Raw genomic sequence first — 19,691 nt, forward strand, 5'->3', positions numbered from 1 at the left:
TTGTGCGTTCCGAAATGTGTCCGTTCGTTGTGAGAGGATGGATTGGCGACTTTCCATAAATCTCGAACGACTTGTGCAATTCATCGCATATCGAAACGTTTTAATCGAAAACGGAACTCGTGCGTGCAAATGGGTGAGCGAAAGCTGCGCGAGAAATCGATCCGGTTTGTTGTCCGTACGCTTTAGTGGCTCGACCGGAGACGTTGCGGGAACACGTCAATCAGACGCGTCCGAAACTTGAAATTTGTGGTTTCCTTTCAACGGCTTGGCAATTTTTGACAGTCATTCGTAATGGTTTCGGTAAGCTCGCGTCCAATAAGCAAACGAATGGACGCGGGCCGCGTCGACGAGAATGAACAAGAATACGCATCGCCTGGTGTATTCCGGGCTTCGGGGTATGGTGGTGGCCGTGGCGGAGACAGCGACGGCCGAGGGGAAATCGGCAACGGGCGAAGCTCGCGCGCAGCGGCGATCGTCGACGTCGGGCGTTCGCGTTGTGATGGCGGGCGTCGCCGCGCTCGGCATGCTGCCAACCCTGGCCGATGCGCAGATCATCCCCACACCGGGCACCAGCACGCAGGTGATCCAGACGCCCAACGGCTTACCGCAAGTCAACGTGGCGCGTCCGTCGAACGCGGGCGTATCGGTCAACACCTACAACCAGTTCGACGTCCAAAAAGCCGGCGCGATCCTGAACAACTCGCCGACGATCGTCAATACGCAGCAAGCGGGCTATATCAACGGCAACCCGAACTACGGTCCGGGTCAGTCCGCACGAATCATCGTCAATCAGGTCAACAGCAACGCCCCCTCGTTTATCCGCGGATTCGTGGAGGTCGCGGGGCCGAGCGCACAGGTCGTCCTGGCGAATCAAGCCGGTCTTGTCGTAGACGGCGGCGGCTTCATCAATACCAGTCGCGCGACCTTGACGACCGGCCAGCCGTACTATGGCGCAGACGGATCGTTGACTGGCTACAACGTATCGCGTGGGCTCATTACTGTGCAAGGTGCCGGCCTCAATGCGTCGAATGTCGATCAGGTCGACCTGATTGCCCGCGCCGTGCAGGCCAATGCCGCGATCTACACAAAAGATCTGAACGTGATCGCCGGTGCGCAACAGGTCAATCATGACACGCTTGCCGCGACGCCAATCGCCGGTGACGGTCCTGCCCCGGCCGTCGCGATCGACGTCGCGCAATTGGGCGGTATGTATGCCAATAGGGTGTTTTTGGTTGGCAATTCCGCTGGCGTCGGTGTCGCGAACGCAGGGACGATCGCCGCGCAGGCAGGCGACCTGACGTTGCAATCGGACGGCCGACTCGTGCTCACGGGCAAGACGACCGCGAGCGGCAATCTCGCGCTGTCGGCCGAAGGCGGTATTCAGAACAGCGGCACGACGTATGCGCAGCAATCGCTGTCGGCGAACACCGCCGCCGATCTCACGAACAGCGGGACGCTGGCGGCGCAGCAGAACACGACGGTAAATGCGGGCACCATCAATTCGACCGGCACGCTCGGCGCGGGCGTGAACAGCGACGGGTCCGTCGCGCACAGCGGCGACCTCAACCTGACTGCGTCGGGCCAACTGAGCGCAACCGGCCAGAATGTCGCGGGCGGCAACGCGTCGCTGACGGGTGGCAGCATGAATCTTGCCGGCAGCCAGACAGCGGCGAACGGCAACCTGTCGCTGAATGCGACGGCCGGCGACGTGAACCTGTCGAATGCGACAACGAGCGCGCAAGGGGCCATTCAGGCGAACGCGACGCGTACGGTGATCAACGACCACGGCAACCTGTCGAGCGGCGGGAGCGTGACGCTGACGGGCGGTAACCTGTCGAACCAAAGCGGCAAGTTTTCGTCGCAAGGGGCGCTGTCGGTGAATGTTGCCGGCCAGATCGCCAACCAGTCCGGTGAACTGATCTCCGAAAGCACGGCGGACCTGCACGGCGGTGCCATCGCGAACAACCAGGGCACGATTCAAAGCGCGGCCGGCATGACGGTGGCCGGTGCGTCACTGGATAACACGGCGGGCCGAATTACGTCGCTCAACGGCGATGGCCTGTCGGTGACGACGAGCGGCCAATTGACCAACGCGGCCGGTACGACAGCGAACGGTGCGCAAGGCGGCGTCATCGGCGGCAACGGTGATGTTTCGGTCAGCGGCGCAAACGTTGTCAACCGCGGCGCGATTACATCGAATACGAATCTCCACATTTCCGGCCAGTCGGTCGACAACGGCAGTGGCACGCTGCAGGCCGCGCAGAACGTCGCGGTGGAAGCCGGCGCGCACTTGACGAATAACGGCGGCTCGATCGTCGGCAAGACGGCCACAGTCAGCGCCACGACGCTCGACAACAGCGCCGGCACCGTGCAGGGTGGTCAGGTGTCGTTGACCGCAACTGACCTCGCGAACCACGGCGGCACTATCACGCAGACCGGTACCGGCGCGATGAGCGTGAACGTGTCGGGCACGCTCGACAATTCCAGTGGCGGCACGCTGCAAAGCAACAGTACTGACCTGACGCTCGCGCCTGCCGCGCTCGTCAACGACGGCGGCACGATCACCCATGCCGGCACTGGCACGCTGACAGTGAGCAGCGGCACAGGTTCGGTGTCGAACGTGGGCGGTGCGATCGCCAGCAACGGGCGCGTTGTCGTGCAAACCGGCGCGCTGAACAACACGTCGGGCTCAATCAACGCGCAGACCGGACTGACGGCAACCGTCGGCGGTACGTTGAACAACGCGAACGGCAAGCTGCTGTCGAACACGGATCTGAGCGTCACCAGCGGCACGCTGGCGAACGACGGTGGTCAAATCGGTGCCGGCACGAACGCAACGATCCACACGGGCTCGATGACGAACCAGGGAGGGTCGATCGTTGCACCGAATCTGTCGGTCACGGCCGACTCGACGCTGGACAACAGCGGTGGCAAGCTCGAGGCCAATCAGCTTGCGCTGACGGCCGCGAACCTCGTGAACCACGGCGGGACGATCACGCAGTATGGATCGTCAACGATGGGGATGAACGTCAGCGGTACGCTCGACAACTCGGCTGCCGGCGTGATTCAGACCAACGCCACGGACCTGACGCTCAAGCCGGCCGAGCTGAACAACGCGGGCGGTACCATTACGCACGCCGGCACGGGCACGCTGACGATCGCTCCGGGTACCGGGACCACTGCGGGCGCCAGCGCGCTGAACAACGCGTCGGGCACCATCGTGACGAAGGGACAGGCCATCGTCAACGCGGCTACCTGGAACAACGCGAGCGGTATTCTTGCCGCGCAACGCGGCCTCAATGCGACCATCGCCGGCGACGTGAACAACGCGCAAGGTTTGCTGCGATCCGACGCGTCACTGTCGTTGAAGAGCGGCGGTGCGCTGTCGAACCAGGGCGGCCACGTCCAGGCCGGGCAATCGGCAGCAAGCGACACCAGCACGCTCGACATTCAATCTGCGTCGATCGACAACGCAGACGGTGCCATCGTCGACCTCGGCGCCGGCAAGATGACGGTGCAGGGTGGCAGTCAGATCGCAAACAGCCATGCAGGCGGCGTGTCGGGCATGGGCGCCATTACCGGCAACGGTGACGTGATGATCAGCGCCGCATCGATCCGCAACACGCAGGGTGGTCAGCTCAGCGGTGGATCCTTACATGTCAACGCGAATACGCTCGACAACAGCGGCGGCAGCATCGGCAACGTCACGAACTCGAACGGCGACGTGAACGTCACGACCACCGGCGCGATCACGAACACCAACGGCCAAATCAGCTCTACCCACGACCTGTCGGTCGCGGCGAGCACGCTGCAAGGTGGCGGCACGTACAGCGCGACGCACGACGCCAACGTGAATCTGCAAGGCGATTACACGGCAGCACCTGACACGCAGTTCAATGTCGGTCACGATCTCGCGTTCACGTTGCCCGGCACTTTCACGAACAGCGCGAACCTGCAATCGGTCAACGACCTGAGCGTCAACGCGGGGAACATCGTCAACGTGGGCGCCCTGACTGCCGGTGGCCTGCTGCGCACGCAATCGACCAATCTGTTCAATACCGGCGCGCTGGTTGGCGCCCGCGTTTCGCTGAATGCGACGAACACGATCTCGAACCTCGGACCGACCGCGTTGATCGGTGCATCGGACAGCAGCGGCACGCTCGAAATTCTCGCGCACGACATCGAGAACCGCGACGACACCACTACGACCGATTCGATGGCGACGACGGCGATCTTCGGCATGGGCAAGGTCGTGCTGGCAGGTGGCCGGGACGCCAGCGGCAATTACACGAACGCCGCGCTGGTCAACAACGTATCGGCGCTGATCCAGTCCGAAGGCGACATGGAACTACACGCGGGCAAGGTGACGAGCACGCGGCGCGTGATGAAGACGTCCACCAGTCAGATCGATCCGGGATTGCTCGCGCAGTTCGGCATCAGCATGTCCGGATGCGCGGCGTATTTCGTGGGGAATTGCACGGGTCAGACGAGTTACGGTATCCAGGACCCTACACCGGACCAAGCGGCAGAACTGATCAAACAACCGGGCGGCTTATTCATTTCGCCGCCTCATAGCGGTCAATGGAACAGCAGCTATCAGTTCACGACCTACTATGCCGACAGCGCGACGGCGACGACCGTGACCGACATCAGCCCGGCCGCACAGATCGTGTCGGGCGGCAAGATCGATGCGTCGTCCGTCGGCACGCTGCAAAACTACTGGAGCAACATCGCGGCGGTCGGCGACCTCAAGATGCCGGGGCACTACGACGCCGACGGCTGGGCGGCGTCCGGACAGACACTGCCGGGCGTGACGGTCTCGTACTCGGGCCAATACCACTACAACAACTACGACAATTCCGAACACGACTGGCAGTTGCCGTTCGGCAATGCACCGTTCGTGACCGGGCGCCCGGGTGGCTTTACGCAGGCAGCGCCGGCATCGATCAAGGATTACACGCTGCCGGGTTACTTTTCGACACTGAGTTCCAACGGCACGATCTCGGGGACGGGCGTCAGCGTCAGCAACACGGCGACCAACGCGTCGATTCCGTCGCTCGGCTTGTTGCCGGGGCAGTCGGTGCCGGGGCTTACGCCCGCCAATCTGAGCGGTAACGCAAGCGGCGCTAAATCGGATGCATCGTCGGTGCACGGCGGTCAACCGGCGCCGGTCGATCCGATCATCGCCAGTGCGACGGCACTGAACGTGCTGAACAACCTCACGATTCCGCAAGGCGGGCTGTACCGGCCGACTACCGCGCCGAATGCGCACTACGTGATCGAGACGAATCCGGCGTTCACGAACCAGAAGAACTTCATTTCGAGCGACTACTTCTTCGGGCAGCTCGGCGTCGACCTCACGCATATCCCGAAGCGTCTTGGTGACGGCTTCTACGAACAGCAGCTCGTGCGCAATCAGGTGACGGCGCTGACCGGCAAGGCGGTGCTGGGGCCGTATGCGGACTTGCAGGCGATGTACCAGTCGTTGATGACGGCGGGTGCGGATCTGTCGAAGTCGCTCGATCTTCCCATGGGTGCGAGCCTGTCGGCCGAGCAGGTGTCGAAGCTGACCAGCAACGTGATCCTGATGGAAACGCGGGTGGTTGACGGACAATCGGTGCTGGTGCCGGTCGTGTATCTCGCGCAGGCCAGCCAGCAGAACATCAACGGCCCGTTGATCAGCGCAACGAACATCGATCTCCAGAACGCGCAGTCGTTCACGAACAGCGGCACGATCAAGGCGGACAACACGCTGGCGATCCAGGGCAAGCAGATCGATAACGCATTCGGCGCGCTGCAAAGCGGCGGGCTGATGTCGCTGAAGACCGAGAACAATATCGACCTGACGTCGGCGAATGTGAAGGCTGGCAGCCTGCAACTGGACGCCGGGAAAGACCTGATTCTCGATACGGCCACGAAGACGAACACGCGGGTAAGCCGAGACGGCGCGACGAGCGTGGTGACGACGCTGGGGCCGACCGCGAAGCTGGACGTTGCAGGCGACGCATCGATCGTCACCGGCGGCAACTTCCAGCAGAACGCGGGCAACCTGTCGGTCGGTGGCAATCTCGGGATGAACGTCGGCGGCAACTGGGATCTGGGTGCGGTGCAGACGGGCGAGCACAAGATCGTGCAGCGCGCGAACGGCGTGTCGAACACCGACATCAACAAGGTCACCGGCAGCTCGGTGACGGTCGGCGGGCAGTCGAACGTCGTCGTGGGTGGCGATCTGACGGCGAAGGGTGCGCAGATCGACCTCGGACAGGGCGGCACGATCGCAGCCAAGGGTAACGTGACGCTAGGCGCGGCGAGCGCGACATCGACGGTGAACAGCAACAGTTCGGGCAGCGACAGTCACGGCAGCTCCGCGGATACGCAGCACAAGTCGGATCAGGTGCTCACAGGCACGACGCTCAAGGGTGGCGACACAGTGAACATCGTGTCGGGTAAGGACATAACGCTCTCCGGCAGCGCAATCAGCCTCGACAAGGGCAACGCGAACCTGCTGGCGGCCGGCGATGTGAATATCGGCGCGGCAACGGAGACGCACGAGCTGAATTCGCACGAAACGCACAGCCACAGCAATGTCGTGAGCGGTGTGAAGGTTGCAAGCGGGATTGATCAGACGATGACGCTCAATCGCGGCAGTCTGGTGTCGGCGGACGGCGTGAACATCGTCAGTGGAAAGGACGTCAATGTTCAGGGCAGCACCATCGTCGGAACGAATGACGTAACGCTCACGGCAGCGCGCAACACGACGGTGACGACGTCGCAAGACACCTTGCAGTCGTCGAGCTACTACAACAAGAAGGAATCCGGACTGATGTCGGGCGGGGGACTGTCGGTGTCGGTGGGCAGCAGTTCGCTGAAGACGACCAGCCAGACGACCGAGGTGTCGAACAACGCCAGCACGATCGGTTCGCTGAAGGGCAACCTGAGCATCACGGCTGGCAACGATCTGCACGTGACCGGCAGCGATCTGATCGCAGCGAAGAATCTCAGCGGGACAGGCGCGAACGTGACGATTGACGCGGCGCAGGACAAGAACTACCGCGGCGAAACGCAGGAAGTCTCCAAGAGCGGCCTGACGCTGGCACTGAAGGCACCGGTGATCGACGCGGTATCGAACGCCGTGGGCCAATCGCGTGCGTCCAGCAATAGCCAGGATGGTCGGGCAGCGGCGCTGCACGGGATGGCTGCGGCGAGCGCTGCGTGGGATGCGAACATGGCTGCGGGCGATGCGGTCCGGGCGCTGGGGGCGGGCGAAACGCCTCAGTTCAAGGTCGAAGTCAGCGTCGGCAGCAGTCACAGCAAGAGCGCATTCTCCGAAGGCAGCGTGACGAATCGCGGTTCGAATGTGAATGCGGGCGGAACGGTGGCATTTGCGGCAACGGGGAACGGGCAACCGGGTAGCGGTAATGTGGCGATCGTTGGTTCGAACGTGAACGCAAACGACGTGATCCTGGCAGCGAAGAATCAGGTCAATATCATCAATACGACCGATACGGATTCGACGCGTAGCACGAATGAGTCAAAGAGCGCGAGCGTGGGGGTTTCCGTCGGCACGGGCGGGTTCGGTGTTTCCGCGGCGATGTCGAAGGCGAACGGCGATGGCAACAGCGATCTGGCCACGCAGAACAATAGCCATGTAAACGCAGCAAACAATGTGACGATCATCTCGGGCGGCGATACAAACATCATCGGCTCGAACGTGAAGGGCAATCAGGTGAACGCCGACGTGGGCGGAAACCTGAACATCGTCAGCGTGCAGGACACGTTGTCGAGCGCGGCGCATCAGTCGAGTTCAGGCGGGGGCTTCAACATCAGTCAGGGTGGCGCCAGTGCGAGCTTCAGCCAGAGCAAGGGCAACGCGTCGGGCACCTATGCGGGCGTCAATGAACAGGCCGGGATTCAAGCAGGTGACGGCGGTTTCAATATCAACGTCACCGGTAATACCGACCTGAAGGGTGGGCTGATCGCAAGTCAAGCCGATGCGTCGAAGAATTCGCTGACAACAGGTTCGCTGTCCTTCTCGGACGTCCAGAACCAGTCGCACTACGATGCGAGCTCGAGCGGCTTCAGTGCAGGTGCGACGACCGGCGATGGGGGGATGAACTACAGCACGCACGGCAGCACGTCGGGCAAGAACGCGGGCGGCGCCGCGCCCATGCTTGGCCAGAACGACAGCGGTAGTGATAGCGCGACGACGAAGAGCGGCGTGAGTGCGGGGACGGTCACGATCACGGATTCGGCGAACCAGAAGCAGGACGTCGCCAGCTTGAACCGCGATACGACGAACACGAACGGTACGGTCGCCAAACTCCCCGACATGCAGAATCTCTTGAGCAATCAGGCGGACATGATGGCGGCGGCCAGCGCGGCGGGTGAAGCCGTATCGCGTCGGATCGGAGACTACGCGGACAAGATGATGAAGGACGCCGCGGCGAACGGTGATCAGGCGGGCGTCGACGCGTGGAAGGAAGGCGGAGCGAATCGCGCATTGATGCAAGGTGCCGGCGCGGCGCTGGTGACGGGGTTGGCGGGCGGTAACGCGGTAGGTGGCGCCGCTGGTGCCGCGATTGCATCGATCGCGTCGGGCAAGCTGAATGAGATCAGCAGTGCGATCGCGGGCAGCGATCCGACTGGGAACGCCAATATGAACCAGGCATTGGGCAACATCGTGGCGAACGCGCTTGCGACGGGGGCGGGCGCGGCGGTGGGTGGTGAGGCGGGGGCGTTCTCGGGGTACAACGTTGACCGGTTCAACCGGCAGCTTCACCCCGACGAAAGACAGTGGACGAAGGACAAGGCGAAGGACTTCGCGAAGTTCTATGAAGAAAAGACCGGGAAGGCACTCACTGCGGAGCAGGCGGAGAATATGCTGCTCGCGAACGGCTATCGTTTGGTGGATGCGGCGGCAAGCAAGGGGCCGGGAGGGGACGCAACTGCGGTGGCCTATATCAGTCAGAACGGTGGCGGGCTGTTCCATGCGACGTCGGCGGAGTACAACAGTCCGTTCTTGTCTGGAAACAAGGATGGCACGCTGACACCCGAGCAGCGAGCTTTGCCCGGATCTGCGGCAAACCCGACAGCAGGACTGCTGATCGCTGGTGGTCTCGTTACCGCGGGCCTCGCACCGGAAATAATTGCTGGTGGATCGGCAGGGGTATCGTACGCGCAAGACCTGTTTGCCGCCTACAAGGCTGCGCAGGCAGGGTATTCGCTAACGACAGCGGCTGCAACTGGAGCGGCAGTTTCCGGCGGCATCTATACGGGCGTAGCTGCGGCCAGTGCTGGGGTAGCCACATTGAAAGGGAACAACTTCTACGAGAGTTTTAATCAGAATTTTTCACTAGCCGGATTGGCGACCGCAACGACATTTGGCGCCTATAATTCTATATTTACTACATCTATGTTGGGCTGGGCGGGAATTCCTAATTCGATCATGAATGTCGCAACTATTCCAGGGTTTGTGATCCGTGGAGTCGGGCTTGCGCTAAGTCAAACGGCTGGTAGAGCAGCGCAGGCAGTCGTGAAATCTGGTGAGCCTTATAAGCAATAAGGAGTGAGAATGTCGCTTGAATCCATAAGTGGTCTTATAGGAGGATTCTTCGGCCCAGTTTTCGGAAGGATTCTCGGGAAATTTCGTCTCTGGAAGGTTTTCTTCGCATCAATGTTGCTTATATATCTTGGATTATTTGCGGCGGGGATTGTGGTGGTTGGCTTCAAGGCTACAGTATCTAGATTCGGTGAATTCCTTACGCCTTTCGCGTTGCTTGTATTTGTGGGTTTGTCTGCCACTGTCACTCTCGTTGCTTTTTTAGGGCATACCGCACAAAAAAACCGAGAGAACTGACCGACCTGCACTCCTATTGGTCAGGGACTGCCATGTCGGGTTAGATCATAGGCGGGTTGATTGACGAAATGTTCAGGACACTTGTGGGTAAGGTGCTTGGGAAGTTTCGCCTCTGGAAAGGCACTCGTGCGTCTTTTTTGAATCCCTTCTGATGGGAAATTTATTGGTTGGATTTAAGAAGTCGCTCCCATATTTTCAGAAATGAAGGATGGCAAAGATAATTAATGGCATTAATGAGCGTCGAATTAATCGCTGCTTTTATCTTCGAGCGCCCATGGCTTCTTGCGATGTTGTAATGCGGTAAGTCTAATGGCGTTGACGGATGCTAGGTGCGTCCGGTTAACTGCCGATCGCATACTGAGCACCGATCGGTGTGCGACGTAGTCGACATTCACAATCAAGTGATGAAAAATACATGAGAACTATTTGCCGGGGGAATTCCGCTGTAGCAGCGCTGCTGCTTATCGCGACCAGTGTGTCCGCGCAGGAAGCGCCGCGCCTGACCGTTCCGGGCAATGACCAGCAAACCCGACAGCAAGAAGAGGCACGTGAGCGCGAGCGAACCGTCACCGCGCCCGGGGTACGGTCGAACATGACGGCACGCGCCGGGTATCCCACGCTGCCGTCGGAAACGCCCTGCTTTCGCATTGATCGTTTCTCCCTCGACGTACCCGATGCGCTGCCCGCTTCCCTGAAGTTGCAAGGCGCGTCGGCATTGCCGATGGATCGTTTCGCCTTCGCGCGCGAATGGCTCGAACACTACACCGGGCAGTGTGTCGGCAAACAGGGACTCGACGCGCTCGTCAAAGGCCTGTCGCAAGCCATTCTGGCGCGCGGGTACGTGACGACGCGCGTGCTGCTGCCCGAACAGGATCTCTCCATCGGCACGCTGAAGCTCTCGCTGATCCCCGGTGTCATCCGCCATGTACGCTTCGCCGATGAAAAGCTCCGCGGCACCTGGAAGACCGCCTTCCCGACCGGCGACGGCGAACTGCTCAACCTGCGCGACCTTGAGCAAGGTCTGGAGCAGATGAAGCGCGTGTCGAGCCAGGACGTGTCGATGCAGATCGTGCCGGCCGATGTGCCCGGCGAAAGCGACGTCGTGCTCGACGTGAAACGCAGTAAGCCGTGGACCGTCGTCGCATCGATCGACAACTCCGGCACACGCGCGACCGGCAAACTGCAGGGTAACCTGTCGCTCGGCATCGACAATCCGCTGGGCCTGAACGACCTCTTCAACATCGGCGTGAGCCAGGATCTCGAGTTCGGCGACAAGCGCCTCGGCTCGCACGGCTGGAACGGCTTTTATTCGATTCCGTGGGGCTACTGGACTGCGACGCTGTCCGCGTACACGAACACGTACTATCAGCAAATCGCCGGGGTCAACCAAACCTTCGTCGCGAGCGGTAATTCGAAGACAGTCGATTTCAAACTCGCCCGCGTGCTCGCGCGCAGCCAGAACGACGTATTCGGCGGCTACGTGCGCCTGTCGCGCCGCTTCGGCCAGAGCTTCATCGAAGATACGGAAATCCCGCAACAACGCCGCAACAACACGTTCATCGAACTCGGTCTGAATGATCGACACTATTTCGGCGGTGCTCAATTCGACGGCACGCTCGCGTACCGTCAAGGCGTCGGCGGGTTCGGCGCGCAGGACGATATCCCCGAGCTGAATGGAGACCAGACCTATCGCTTCAAAATGGCCGTGCTCGACGCGAACCTGTCGGTGCCGTTCGCGATTGCGCAGCAGCCGTTCCGCTACGTCACGACGTTCCACGGCCAGTACACGGGCAATACGCTCTACTATATCGACGATCTGACGATCGGCAGCCGCTATACGGTGCGTGGATTCGATGGCGAGACGATGTTGGCCGCGGCGCGCGGTTTCTACTGGCGCAACGAGCTTCAGGCGCCGATCGGCCGAACCGGACAGGCCGTCTATGCCGGCATCGACTACGGCCGCGTGTGGGGCCCGCAGCCGGTCGCCCTGGTCGGCACGCAGCTCGCCGGTGCCGTGATCGGCGTCAAAGGCAGCGTCGCGACACGATTCGGTGGCTATGGCTACGACCTGTTCGCTGGCACGCCGATCTACAAGCCGTCCGGGTTCCCGACGGCGCGTGTCACGGTTGGTTTTCAGGTCACCGCACAGTTCTGATGATGAAAGCGTAAGCCCGTGCCCGGCCTGTCCGGAAGCCGGCGCCCACGTCACAGCGCGACGTCGTACACCTCCCGTGCCGCCGCCCGAATCGCATCGACCATCACCGTCACCGCCGGCGAATGCAGCCGGTCGGTGCGCGTGATGATCCCGAAGTCGTCCATCCGGCAATCCATTTCCAGCGGCAGCACCGTGACGATGCCGTGCCGCGCGTAGTACCGCGCGACGTCCTCGGCGAGCACCGCGATCATGTCGCTCTGCTCGATCAATTGCGTGATGAACAGCAGCGCGGCCGTTTCGACGACGTTCGCCGGCGGCGCGAGGCTCGCGCGCTGGAACACGAGATCGAAGCGGTGGCGCAGCACGCTGCCGGCCGGCGGCACGACCCAGGCGGCGCGCTGCACGTCCGCGAGCGACAGCGGCGCGTGCGCGAGCAGCGGATGGCCGGGGCGCACCACGGCCGCCACCGACTCGCCGGTCAGCGGCTCGTAGCGCAGGCGCAGCTTGTCGTGTTCGGCCGACAGCCGGCCGAGCACGATGTCGATCTTTTCCTGCGCGAGGTGTTCGAGCAGCACGTTGCTGGTGTCGATCTCGACCGACACGTGCAGGCCGGCATGCGTGCCTTTCACGGCGGCGACGGCCGGCGGCACGAGGCGCAGGCCCGGCGACGTGATCGCACCGACCGCCACGTGGCCGAGATGGCCGGCCTTCAGCGCGGCCAGTTCCTCGTGCGCCTGGTCGAGGCTGCCGAGCGCCGCGCGCGCGTGGCGGATCAGCGCGTCGCCGTACAGCGTCGGCCGCATCCCGCGCGGCAGGCGCTCGAACAGCACCGCGCCGATCGATTCCTCGAGTTCGCGCAGCAGCTTCGACGCAGCCGGCTGCGTCATGTTCAGCGCCGCCGCCGCGCGGTGAATGCTGCCTTCGTCGGCGAGCGCGACGAGCAGCAGCAACTGGCGCGTCTTCAGGCGGGCGCGGTTTCCCCATGGGCTGGCTTCGGGCATCGTACGGGTTTATATCGATATCGGAATCGATATCGTAATCGCCTAAATCGTCATTAGCCAGTTATCAAAATTCTGCCTAGACTGCGCCGGTATCCCGTCACCACAGGACTGACGATGTCGGCAACAAAACCCAGGCTGCGCTCCGCTCAATGGTTCGGCACGAACGACAAGAACGGCTTCATGTACCGGAGCTGGATGAAGAACCAGGGCATTCCCGATCACGAATTCGACGGCCGGCCGATCATCGGCATCTGCAACACATGGTCGGAACTGACGCCGTGCAACGCGCACTTTCGCAAGCTCGCCGAGCACGTGAAGCGCGGGATCTCCGAGGCGGGCGGCTTCCCGGTCGAATTCCCGGTGTTCTCGAACGGCGAATCGAACCTGCGGCCGTCGGCGATGCTCACGCGCAACCTCGCGTCGATGGACGTCGAGGAAGCGATCCGCGGCAACCCGATCGACGCGGTCGTGCTGCTCGCCGGCTGCGACAAGACGACGCCTGCGCTGCTGATGGGTGCGGCCAGCTGCGACGTGCCGGCGATCGTCGTGTCGGGCGGCCCGATGCTGAACGGCAAACTCGAAGGCAAGAACATCGGTTCGGGCACGGCCGTGTGGCAGTTGCACGAAGCGCTGAAGGCCGGCGAGATCGACGTGCATCACTTCCTGTCGGCCGAGGCCGGCATGTCGCGCTCGGCCGGCACCTGCAACACGATGGGCACCGCGTCGACGATGGCGTGCATGGCCGAGGCGCTCGGCGTCGCGCTGCCGCACAACGCGGCGATTCCGGCCGTCGATTCGCGCCGCTACGTGCTCGCGCACATGTCGGGCATCCGGATCGTCGAGATGGCGCTCGAAGGGCTCGTGCTGTCGAAGATCCTGACGCGCGCGGCGTTCGAGAACGCAATCCGCACTAACGCGGCGATCGGCGGCTCGACGAATGCCGTGATTCACCTGAAGGCGATCGCCGGCCGCATCGGCGTGCCGCTCGAACTGGAAGACTGGATGCGCATCGGCCGCGACACGCCGACGATCGTCGACCTGATGCCGTCGGGGCGCTTCCTGATGGAGGAGTTCTATTACGCGGGCGGGCTGCCGGCCGTGCTGCGCCGGCTCGGCGAAGGCGGGCTGCTGCCGCATCCGGATGCGCTGACGGTCAACGGCAAGTCGCTGTGGGACAACGTGCGCGAAGCGCCGAACTACGACGAAGAAGTGATCCGCCCGCTTGACCGGCCGCTGATCGCGGACGGCGGGATCTGTATCCTGCGCGGCAATCTCGCGCCGCGCGGCGCGGTGCTGAAGCCGTCGGCGGCGAGCCCCGAGCTGCTGAAGCATCGCGGCCGCGCGGTGGTGTTCGAGAACCTCGAGCACTACAAGGCGACGATCAACGACGAATCGCTCGACGTCGATGCGAGCTCCGTGATGGTGCTGAAGAACTGCGGGCCGCGCGGCTATCCGGGCATGGCCGAGGTCGGCAACATGGGGCTGCCGCCGAAGCTGCTGCGCCAGGGCGTGAAGGACATGGTGCGGATTTCCGACGCGCGGATGAGCGGCACCGCGTACGGCACGGTCGTGCTGCACGTCGCGCCGGAAGCGGCGGCCGGCGGGCCGCTCGCGGCCGTGCGCAACGGCGACTGGATCGAGCTCGACTGCGAGGCCGGCACGCTGCATCTCGACGTCACGGACGAAGAGCTGCAGCGCCGCCTGTCGGACGTCGATCCGACCGCGGCGCCGGGTGTGGCCGGCCAGCTCGGCAAGGGCGGCTATGCACGGCTGTACATCGATCACGTGCTGCAGGCCGACGAGGGGTGCGACCTCGACTTCCTGGTTGGCACGCGCGGCGCGGAAGTGCCGAGCCATTCGCATTGAGCGGCGGGAACACGCATTCCGGGAACGGACCGAGACGGGGCACGAGGGAAACACGGTGACGCGCCGGATGCGGCCGAGCGTGAAGGAAGAGCTGCGTAAGCGTTCACGCACAAACGACGGCCGACCGCGAAGTATGGGGTATGAGCGCAGAAGCGCCAACGGGGATCGGCCGCGAAGCATGCGGTATGCGCAAGCCCCCAAGCGCAAATGCATACCGGCCGCGAAGGATGGGACGCACGTAAGCGCGAAAGCACTAACGTGCGTTGACCGCGAAGCATGGGGTCCGCGCAAGCGCTGAAGCGCTAACGTGGGTCGACAGCGATGCATGGGATCCACGTAAGCGCTGAAGCGCTAACGTGGATCGACCGCGATGCATGGGACGTACGTAAGCGCTGAAGCGCTAACGTACGTCGACAGGAGACAAGATGACGACGCAGTACACGAGCGCGCAGGACGCGGCGGAACAGTCCGATTCGACGGCAGCCGTCGACGAACGGCACCTGACCCGCCTGCTCACGCGCAAGCTGGTGCCGTTCCTCGCGCTGATCTACGTGGTCGCCTACGTCGACCGTACCGTCGTCGGCTTCGCGAAGCTCCACATGAACGCGGCGATCGGCCTCGGCGACGCCGCGTACGGGCTCGGCGCGGGACTGTTCTTCATCGGCTACTTCCTGTGCGAGGTACCGAGCAACCTCGCACTCGGCCGCTTCGGCGCACGCGTATGGTTCGCGCGCATCCTCGCGACCTGGGGCGCGATCACGATGGCCATGGCGCTCGTACAGGGGCCGACCAGCTTCTACGTGCTGCGCTTCCTGCTCGGCGCGGCCGAAGCCGGCCTCTATCCCGGCATCCTGTACTTCCTCACGCAATGGTTCCCGATGCGCGATCGCGCGCGGGTGATCGGCCTGCTCGTGCTCGCGCAACCGTTCGCCGGTATCGTGACCGGGCCGCTCGCCGGCTGGCTGCTGTCGACGCACGGGTGGCTCGGCCTGTCGGACTGGCAGACGCTGTTCGTCGTCAGCGGCCTGCCTGCCGTGCTGCTCGCGTGGCCGACGCTGCGGCTGTTGCCCGAGTCGCCCGCGCATGCGCGCTGGCTGAATGACGGCCAACGCCGCTGGATCGCCCGGCAACTCGCCGCCGACCGCGACACCTATCGCCCCGATTCGCACGGCAATCCGCTCGCCGCGTTGCGCGACCGCCGCGTGCTGCTGCTCGCCGCGCTGTTCCTGCCGTTCCCGCTGTGCATCTACGGATTGTCGCTGTGGCTGCCGACGATCATTCACGCGTTCGGCACCGGCGATGCGACGACCGGCCTGCTGTCCGCCGTGCCGTACCTGTTCGCGGTGGTCGGCCTGCTCGTCGTGCCGCGCCATTCGGACCGCAAGCGCGAGCGCTACTGGCACATCGTCGTCGTGTCGGCCGCCGCCGCCGTGACGATGGCCGCGAGCGCGTGGGTACGGCAACCCGCGCTGCAATTCCTGTTCATCTGCCTCACCGCGTTTTCGCTGTATTCGATCCAGGCCGTCGTATGGGCGCTGCCCGGCGAATTCCTGACCGGCACGAGCGCCGCGGTCGGCATCGCCGCGATCAATTCGCTCGCGAATCTCGGCGGTTACCTGGGGCCATACGGGATCGGACTGATCAAGGCATCGACCGGCAGCCTCGCGGCCGGCCTGTACTTCCTCGCGGCGACGCTGCTGTTCGCGGTGCTGATGACGTTCGTGGTCCGGGCCGCGCTGCGCGTGCCCGAACCGGCCGCCGGCGCGTTCGCCGGCGAATCCTGAGCGCCTTGTTTTCCGGCTGAACGCCGATTCGACTGATGCAGGACCAACCATGACATCGAGCAGCACGCCGCGCTATCGCGGCATTTTCCCTGTCGTCCCGACGACGTTTACCGAGACCGGCGAGCTCGACCTCGCGAGCCAGAAGCGCGCGGTCGATTTCATGATCGACGCCGGCTCGGACGGGCTGTGCATCCTCGCGAACTTCTCCGAACAGTTCGCGATCGCCGATGACGAACGCGACGTGCTTACGCGCACGATCCTCGAACACGTCGCAGGCCGCGTGCCGGTGATCGTCACGACGTCGCACTACAGCACGCAGGTGTGTGCCGCGCGCAGCCTGCGCGCGCAGCAGCTCGGCGCGGCGATGGTGATGGCGATGCCGCCGTATCACGGCGCGACGTTCCGCGTGCCGGAAGCGCAGATCTTCGATTTCTTTGCGCGCGTGTCGGATGCGATCGACATCCCGATCATGATCCAGGACGCGCCCGCGAGCGGCACCGCGCTGTCCGCGCCGTTCCTCGCGCGGATGGCGCGCGAGATCGAGCAGGTCGCGTACTTCAAGATCGAGACGCCTGGTGCCGCGAACAAGCTGCGCGAGCTGATCCGGCTCGGCGGCGACGCGATCGAGGGGCCGTGGGACGGCGAGGAGGCGATCACGCTGCTCGCCGATCTTCATGCGGGCGCGACCGGCGCGATGACGGGCGGCGGCTTTCCGGACGGCATCCGGCCGATCCTCGAAGCGTTCCGCGAAGGGCGGCACGACGATGCGTTCGCGCATTACCAGACGTGGCTGCCGCTGATCAATCACGAGAACCGCCAGTCCGGGATCTTGACCGCGAAAGCGCTGATGCGCGAAGGCGGTGTGATCGCGTGCGAGCGGCCGCGGCATCCGATGCCGGAACTGCACCCGGACACGCGCGCGGAATTGCTCGCGATCGCGCGCCGGCTCGATCCGCTCGTGCTGCGCTGGGCGCACTGAGCGAGTGGCGAAGGAGGAAAGCACGATGAGCGATGTGATTTCGTTGGGCGTCGTCGGGATCGGCAAGATCGCGCGCGACCAGCATTTGCCGGCGATCGCCGCCGAACCGGGCTTCGCGTTGACTGCCTGTGCGAGCCGTCACGCGGAAGTCAACGGCGTGCGCAATTATCCGGATCTGACCGCGCTGCTGGCCGCCGAGCGCGAGCTCGAAGCGGTCTCGCTGTGCGCGCCGCCGCAAGTGCGCTACGCGCAGGCGCGCGCCGCGCTCGAAGCCGGCAAGCACGTGATGCTCGAGAAGCCGCCGGGCGCGACGCTGGGCGAAGTGGCTGCGCTGGAAGCGCTGGCGCGCGAGCGCGGCCTCACGCTGTTCGCGACCTGGCATTCGCGCTGCGCGAGCGCGGTCGAGCCGGCGCGCGCGTGGCTCGCGACGCGCACGATCCGGGCGGTGCAGGTGCGCTGGAAGGAGGACGTGCGGCGCTGGCATCCGGGGCAGCAGTGGATCTGGGAACCGGGCGGCCTCGGCGTGTTCGATCCGGGCATCAACGCGCTGTCGATCGTCACGCGAATCCTGCCGCGCGAGCTCGTGCTGCGCGAGGCGACGCTGTTCGTGCCGAGCGACGCACAGATGCCGATCGCGGCCGAACTCGATTGCGCGGATACCGCCGGCGTGCCGGTGCACGCGGAATTCGACTGGCGGCACGGGCCGGTCGAGCAATGGGAGATCGCAGTCGACACGGCCGACGGCGTGCTCGCGATCAGCCGCGGCGGCGCGCAACTGTCGATCGCGGGCGAGCCGGTCGAGGTCGGCCCGGAACGCGAGTATCCGGCGCTGTATGCGCACTTCCACGCGCTGATCGCGCGTGGCGAAAGCGACGTCGACGCGCGGCCGCTGCGGCTCGTCGCCGACGCCTTCCTGTTCGGCCGGCGCGTGCAGACCGACGCGTTCGGCCGTTGAACCTGCGTCGCGCGCTTCGGCGCGAAGCGCGCGACGCGTGATCGATTACGACACACATCCACGGCATCGGCCGATACAAAGGAGACACCCATGAACCGCACGATTCGTCGACATACCCTGCGCGCGCTGCTGGCCGCGCTCTGCATCGCACCGCTCGGCATGCAGGGCGCCGCGCGCGCCGATGCGCCGCTGAAGATCGGCTTCCTCGTGAAGATGCCGGAGCAGGCGTGGTTCATCAACGAGCAGAACGCGGCGTCCGCGCTCGGCCAGAAGGAGAACTTCTCGGTCGTGAAGATCGGCACGCCGGACGGCGAGAAGGTGCTGGCCGCGATCGACAACCTCGGCTCGCAGGGCGCGCAGGGCTTCGTGATTTGCGCGCCGGACGTGCGCCTCGGGCCGGCGATCGCGTCGCGCGCGAAGCGCTACAACATGAAGTTCGTGACGGTCGACGACCAGCTCGTCGATTCGAGCGGCAAGCCGCTGCCGAACGTGCCGCACCTCGGGATGTCGGCGACCAAGATCGGCAACCAGGTCGGCCAGGCGATCGCCGACGAGATGAAGCGGCGCGGCTGGAAGCCCGAGGAAGTCGGCGCGCTGCGCGTCACCAACTACGAGCTGCCGACCGCGAAGCTGCGCACCGACGGCGCGACGCAGGCGCTGCTCGCGAACGGCTTCCGCAAGGAGAACATCTTCGACGCGCCGCAGAAGACGACCGACGACGAAGGCGGCTTCAGCGCGGCAGCGCCCGTGCTCGCCCGCCATCCGAACGTGAAGAAATGGGTGATCTACGCGCTGAACGAGGAAACGGTGCTCGGCGCGGTACGCGCGACCGAGCAGCTGCACATTCCGGCGGCGGACGTGATCGGCGTCGGCATCAACGGCGCGGGCGAGGCGTTTGCCGAGTTCCAGAAGAAGGAGCCGACCGGCTTCTACGGGACGATCGCGGTCAGCTCGACGAACCACGGCAAGGAGAGCACGCAGAATCTCGTCGACTGGATCCGCACCGGCAAGACGCCGCCGGCCGACACGCAGACGAGCGGCAAGCTGATGACGCGCGCGAACTGGCAGGCCGTGCGCGCCGAACTCGGTATCTGA

Annotated in this window: 9 protein-coding genes; 8 read left to right on the top strand and 1 reads right to left on the bottom strand. The window is 64.0% G+C overall.

Annotated features, from left to right (window positions below; translation table 11 throughout):
- Nucleotides 1-352 precede the first annotated feature (352 nt).
- From WT24_RS08915 to WT24_RS08920, 3 genes are all read left to right on the top strand, one after another.
- Complete coding sequence (locus tag WT24_RS08915) at nucleotides 353-9,562, top strand: hemagglutinin repeat-containing protein (protein ID WP_156441775.1); 9,210 nt, start codon at nucleotides 353-355, stop codon at nucleotides 9,560-9,562.
- A gap of 9 nt (nucleotides 9,563-9,571) precedes the next feature.
- Complete coding sequence (locus tag WT24_RS34250) at nucleotides 9,572-9,856, top strand: hypothetical protein (RefSeq protein WP_156441776.1); 285 nt, start codon at nucleotides 9,572-9,574, stop codon at nucleotides 9,854-9,856.
- A 415-nt stretch (nucleotides 9,857-10,271) separates the two neighbouring features.
- Nucleotides 10,272-12,011: a ShlB/FhaC/HecB family hemolysin secretion/activation protein gene (locus tag WT24_RS08920; protein ID WP_059499578.1), complete on the top strand. Its 1,740-nt coding sequence runs from the start codon at nucleotides 10,272-10,274 to the stop codon at nucleotides 12,009-12,011.
- Nucleotides 12,012-12,061: 50 nt separating this feature from the next.
- On the opposite strand, the gene WT24_RS08925 is transcribed toward WT24_RS08920, so the two are convergent.
- On the bottom strand, nucleotides 12,062-13,012 hold the full coding sequence (locus WT24_RS08925) for a LysR family transcriptional regulator (RefSeq protein ID WP_059499577.1): 951 nt from the start codon (nucleotides 13,010-13,012) through the stop codon (nucleotides 12,062-12,064).
- A 114-nt stretch (nucleotides 13,013-13,126) separates the two neighbouring features.
- Here WT24_RS08925 and WT24_RS08930 point away from each other — a divergent pair, with 114 nt between their 5' ends.
- The 5 genes from WT24_RS08930 (at nucleotide 13,127) to WT24_RS08950 (ending at nucleotide 19,691) form a co-directional block, all read left to right on the top strand.
- On the top strand, nucleotides 13,127-14,878 hold the full coding sequence (locus tag WT24_RS08930; protein WP_059499576.1) for an IlvD/Edd family dehydratase: 1,752 nt from the start codon (nucleotides 13,127-13,129) through the stop codon (nucleotides 14,876-14,878).
- Between the two features lie 425 nt (nucleotides 14,879-15,303).
- The gene (locus WT24_RS08935; RefSeq protein WP_060032807.1) at nucleotides 15,304-16,662 is read left to right on the top strand and encodes an MFS transporter; all 1,359 of its coding nucleotides are present in this window, start codon (nucleotides 15,304-15,306) and stop codon (nucleotides 16,660-16,662) included.
- Between the two features lie 49 nt (nucleotides 16,663-16,711).
- The gene (locus WT24_RS08940) at nucleotides 16,712-17,641 is read left to right on the top strand and encodes a dihydrodipicolinate synthase family protein (protein ID WP_059499574.1); all 930 of its coding nucleotides are present in this window, start codon (nucleotides 16,712-16,714) and stop codon (nucleotides 17,639-17,641) included.
- 25 nt (nucleotides 17,642-17,666) lie between these two features.
- Nucleotides 17,667-18,596, top strand: coding sequence for a Gfo/Idh/MocA family protein (locus WT24_RS08945; RefSeq protein ID WP_059499631.1), 930 nt, complete (start codon nucleotides 17,667-17,669; stop codon nucleotides 18,594-18,596).
- 90 nt (nucleotides 18,597-18,686) lie between these two features.
- On the top strand, nucleotides 18,687-19,691 hold the full coding sequence (locus WT24_RS08950; RefSeq protein ID WP_059499573.1) for an arabinose ABC transporter substrate-binding protein: 1,005 nt from the start codon (nucleotides 18,687-18,689) through the stop codon (nucleotides 19,689-19,691).

This window comes from Burkholderia sp. MSMB1078WGS, from assembly GCF_001528895.1.
Lineage (GTDB): Bacteria > Pseudomonadota > Gammaproteobacteria > Burkholderiales > Burkholderiaceae > Burkholderia.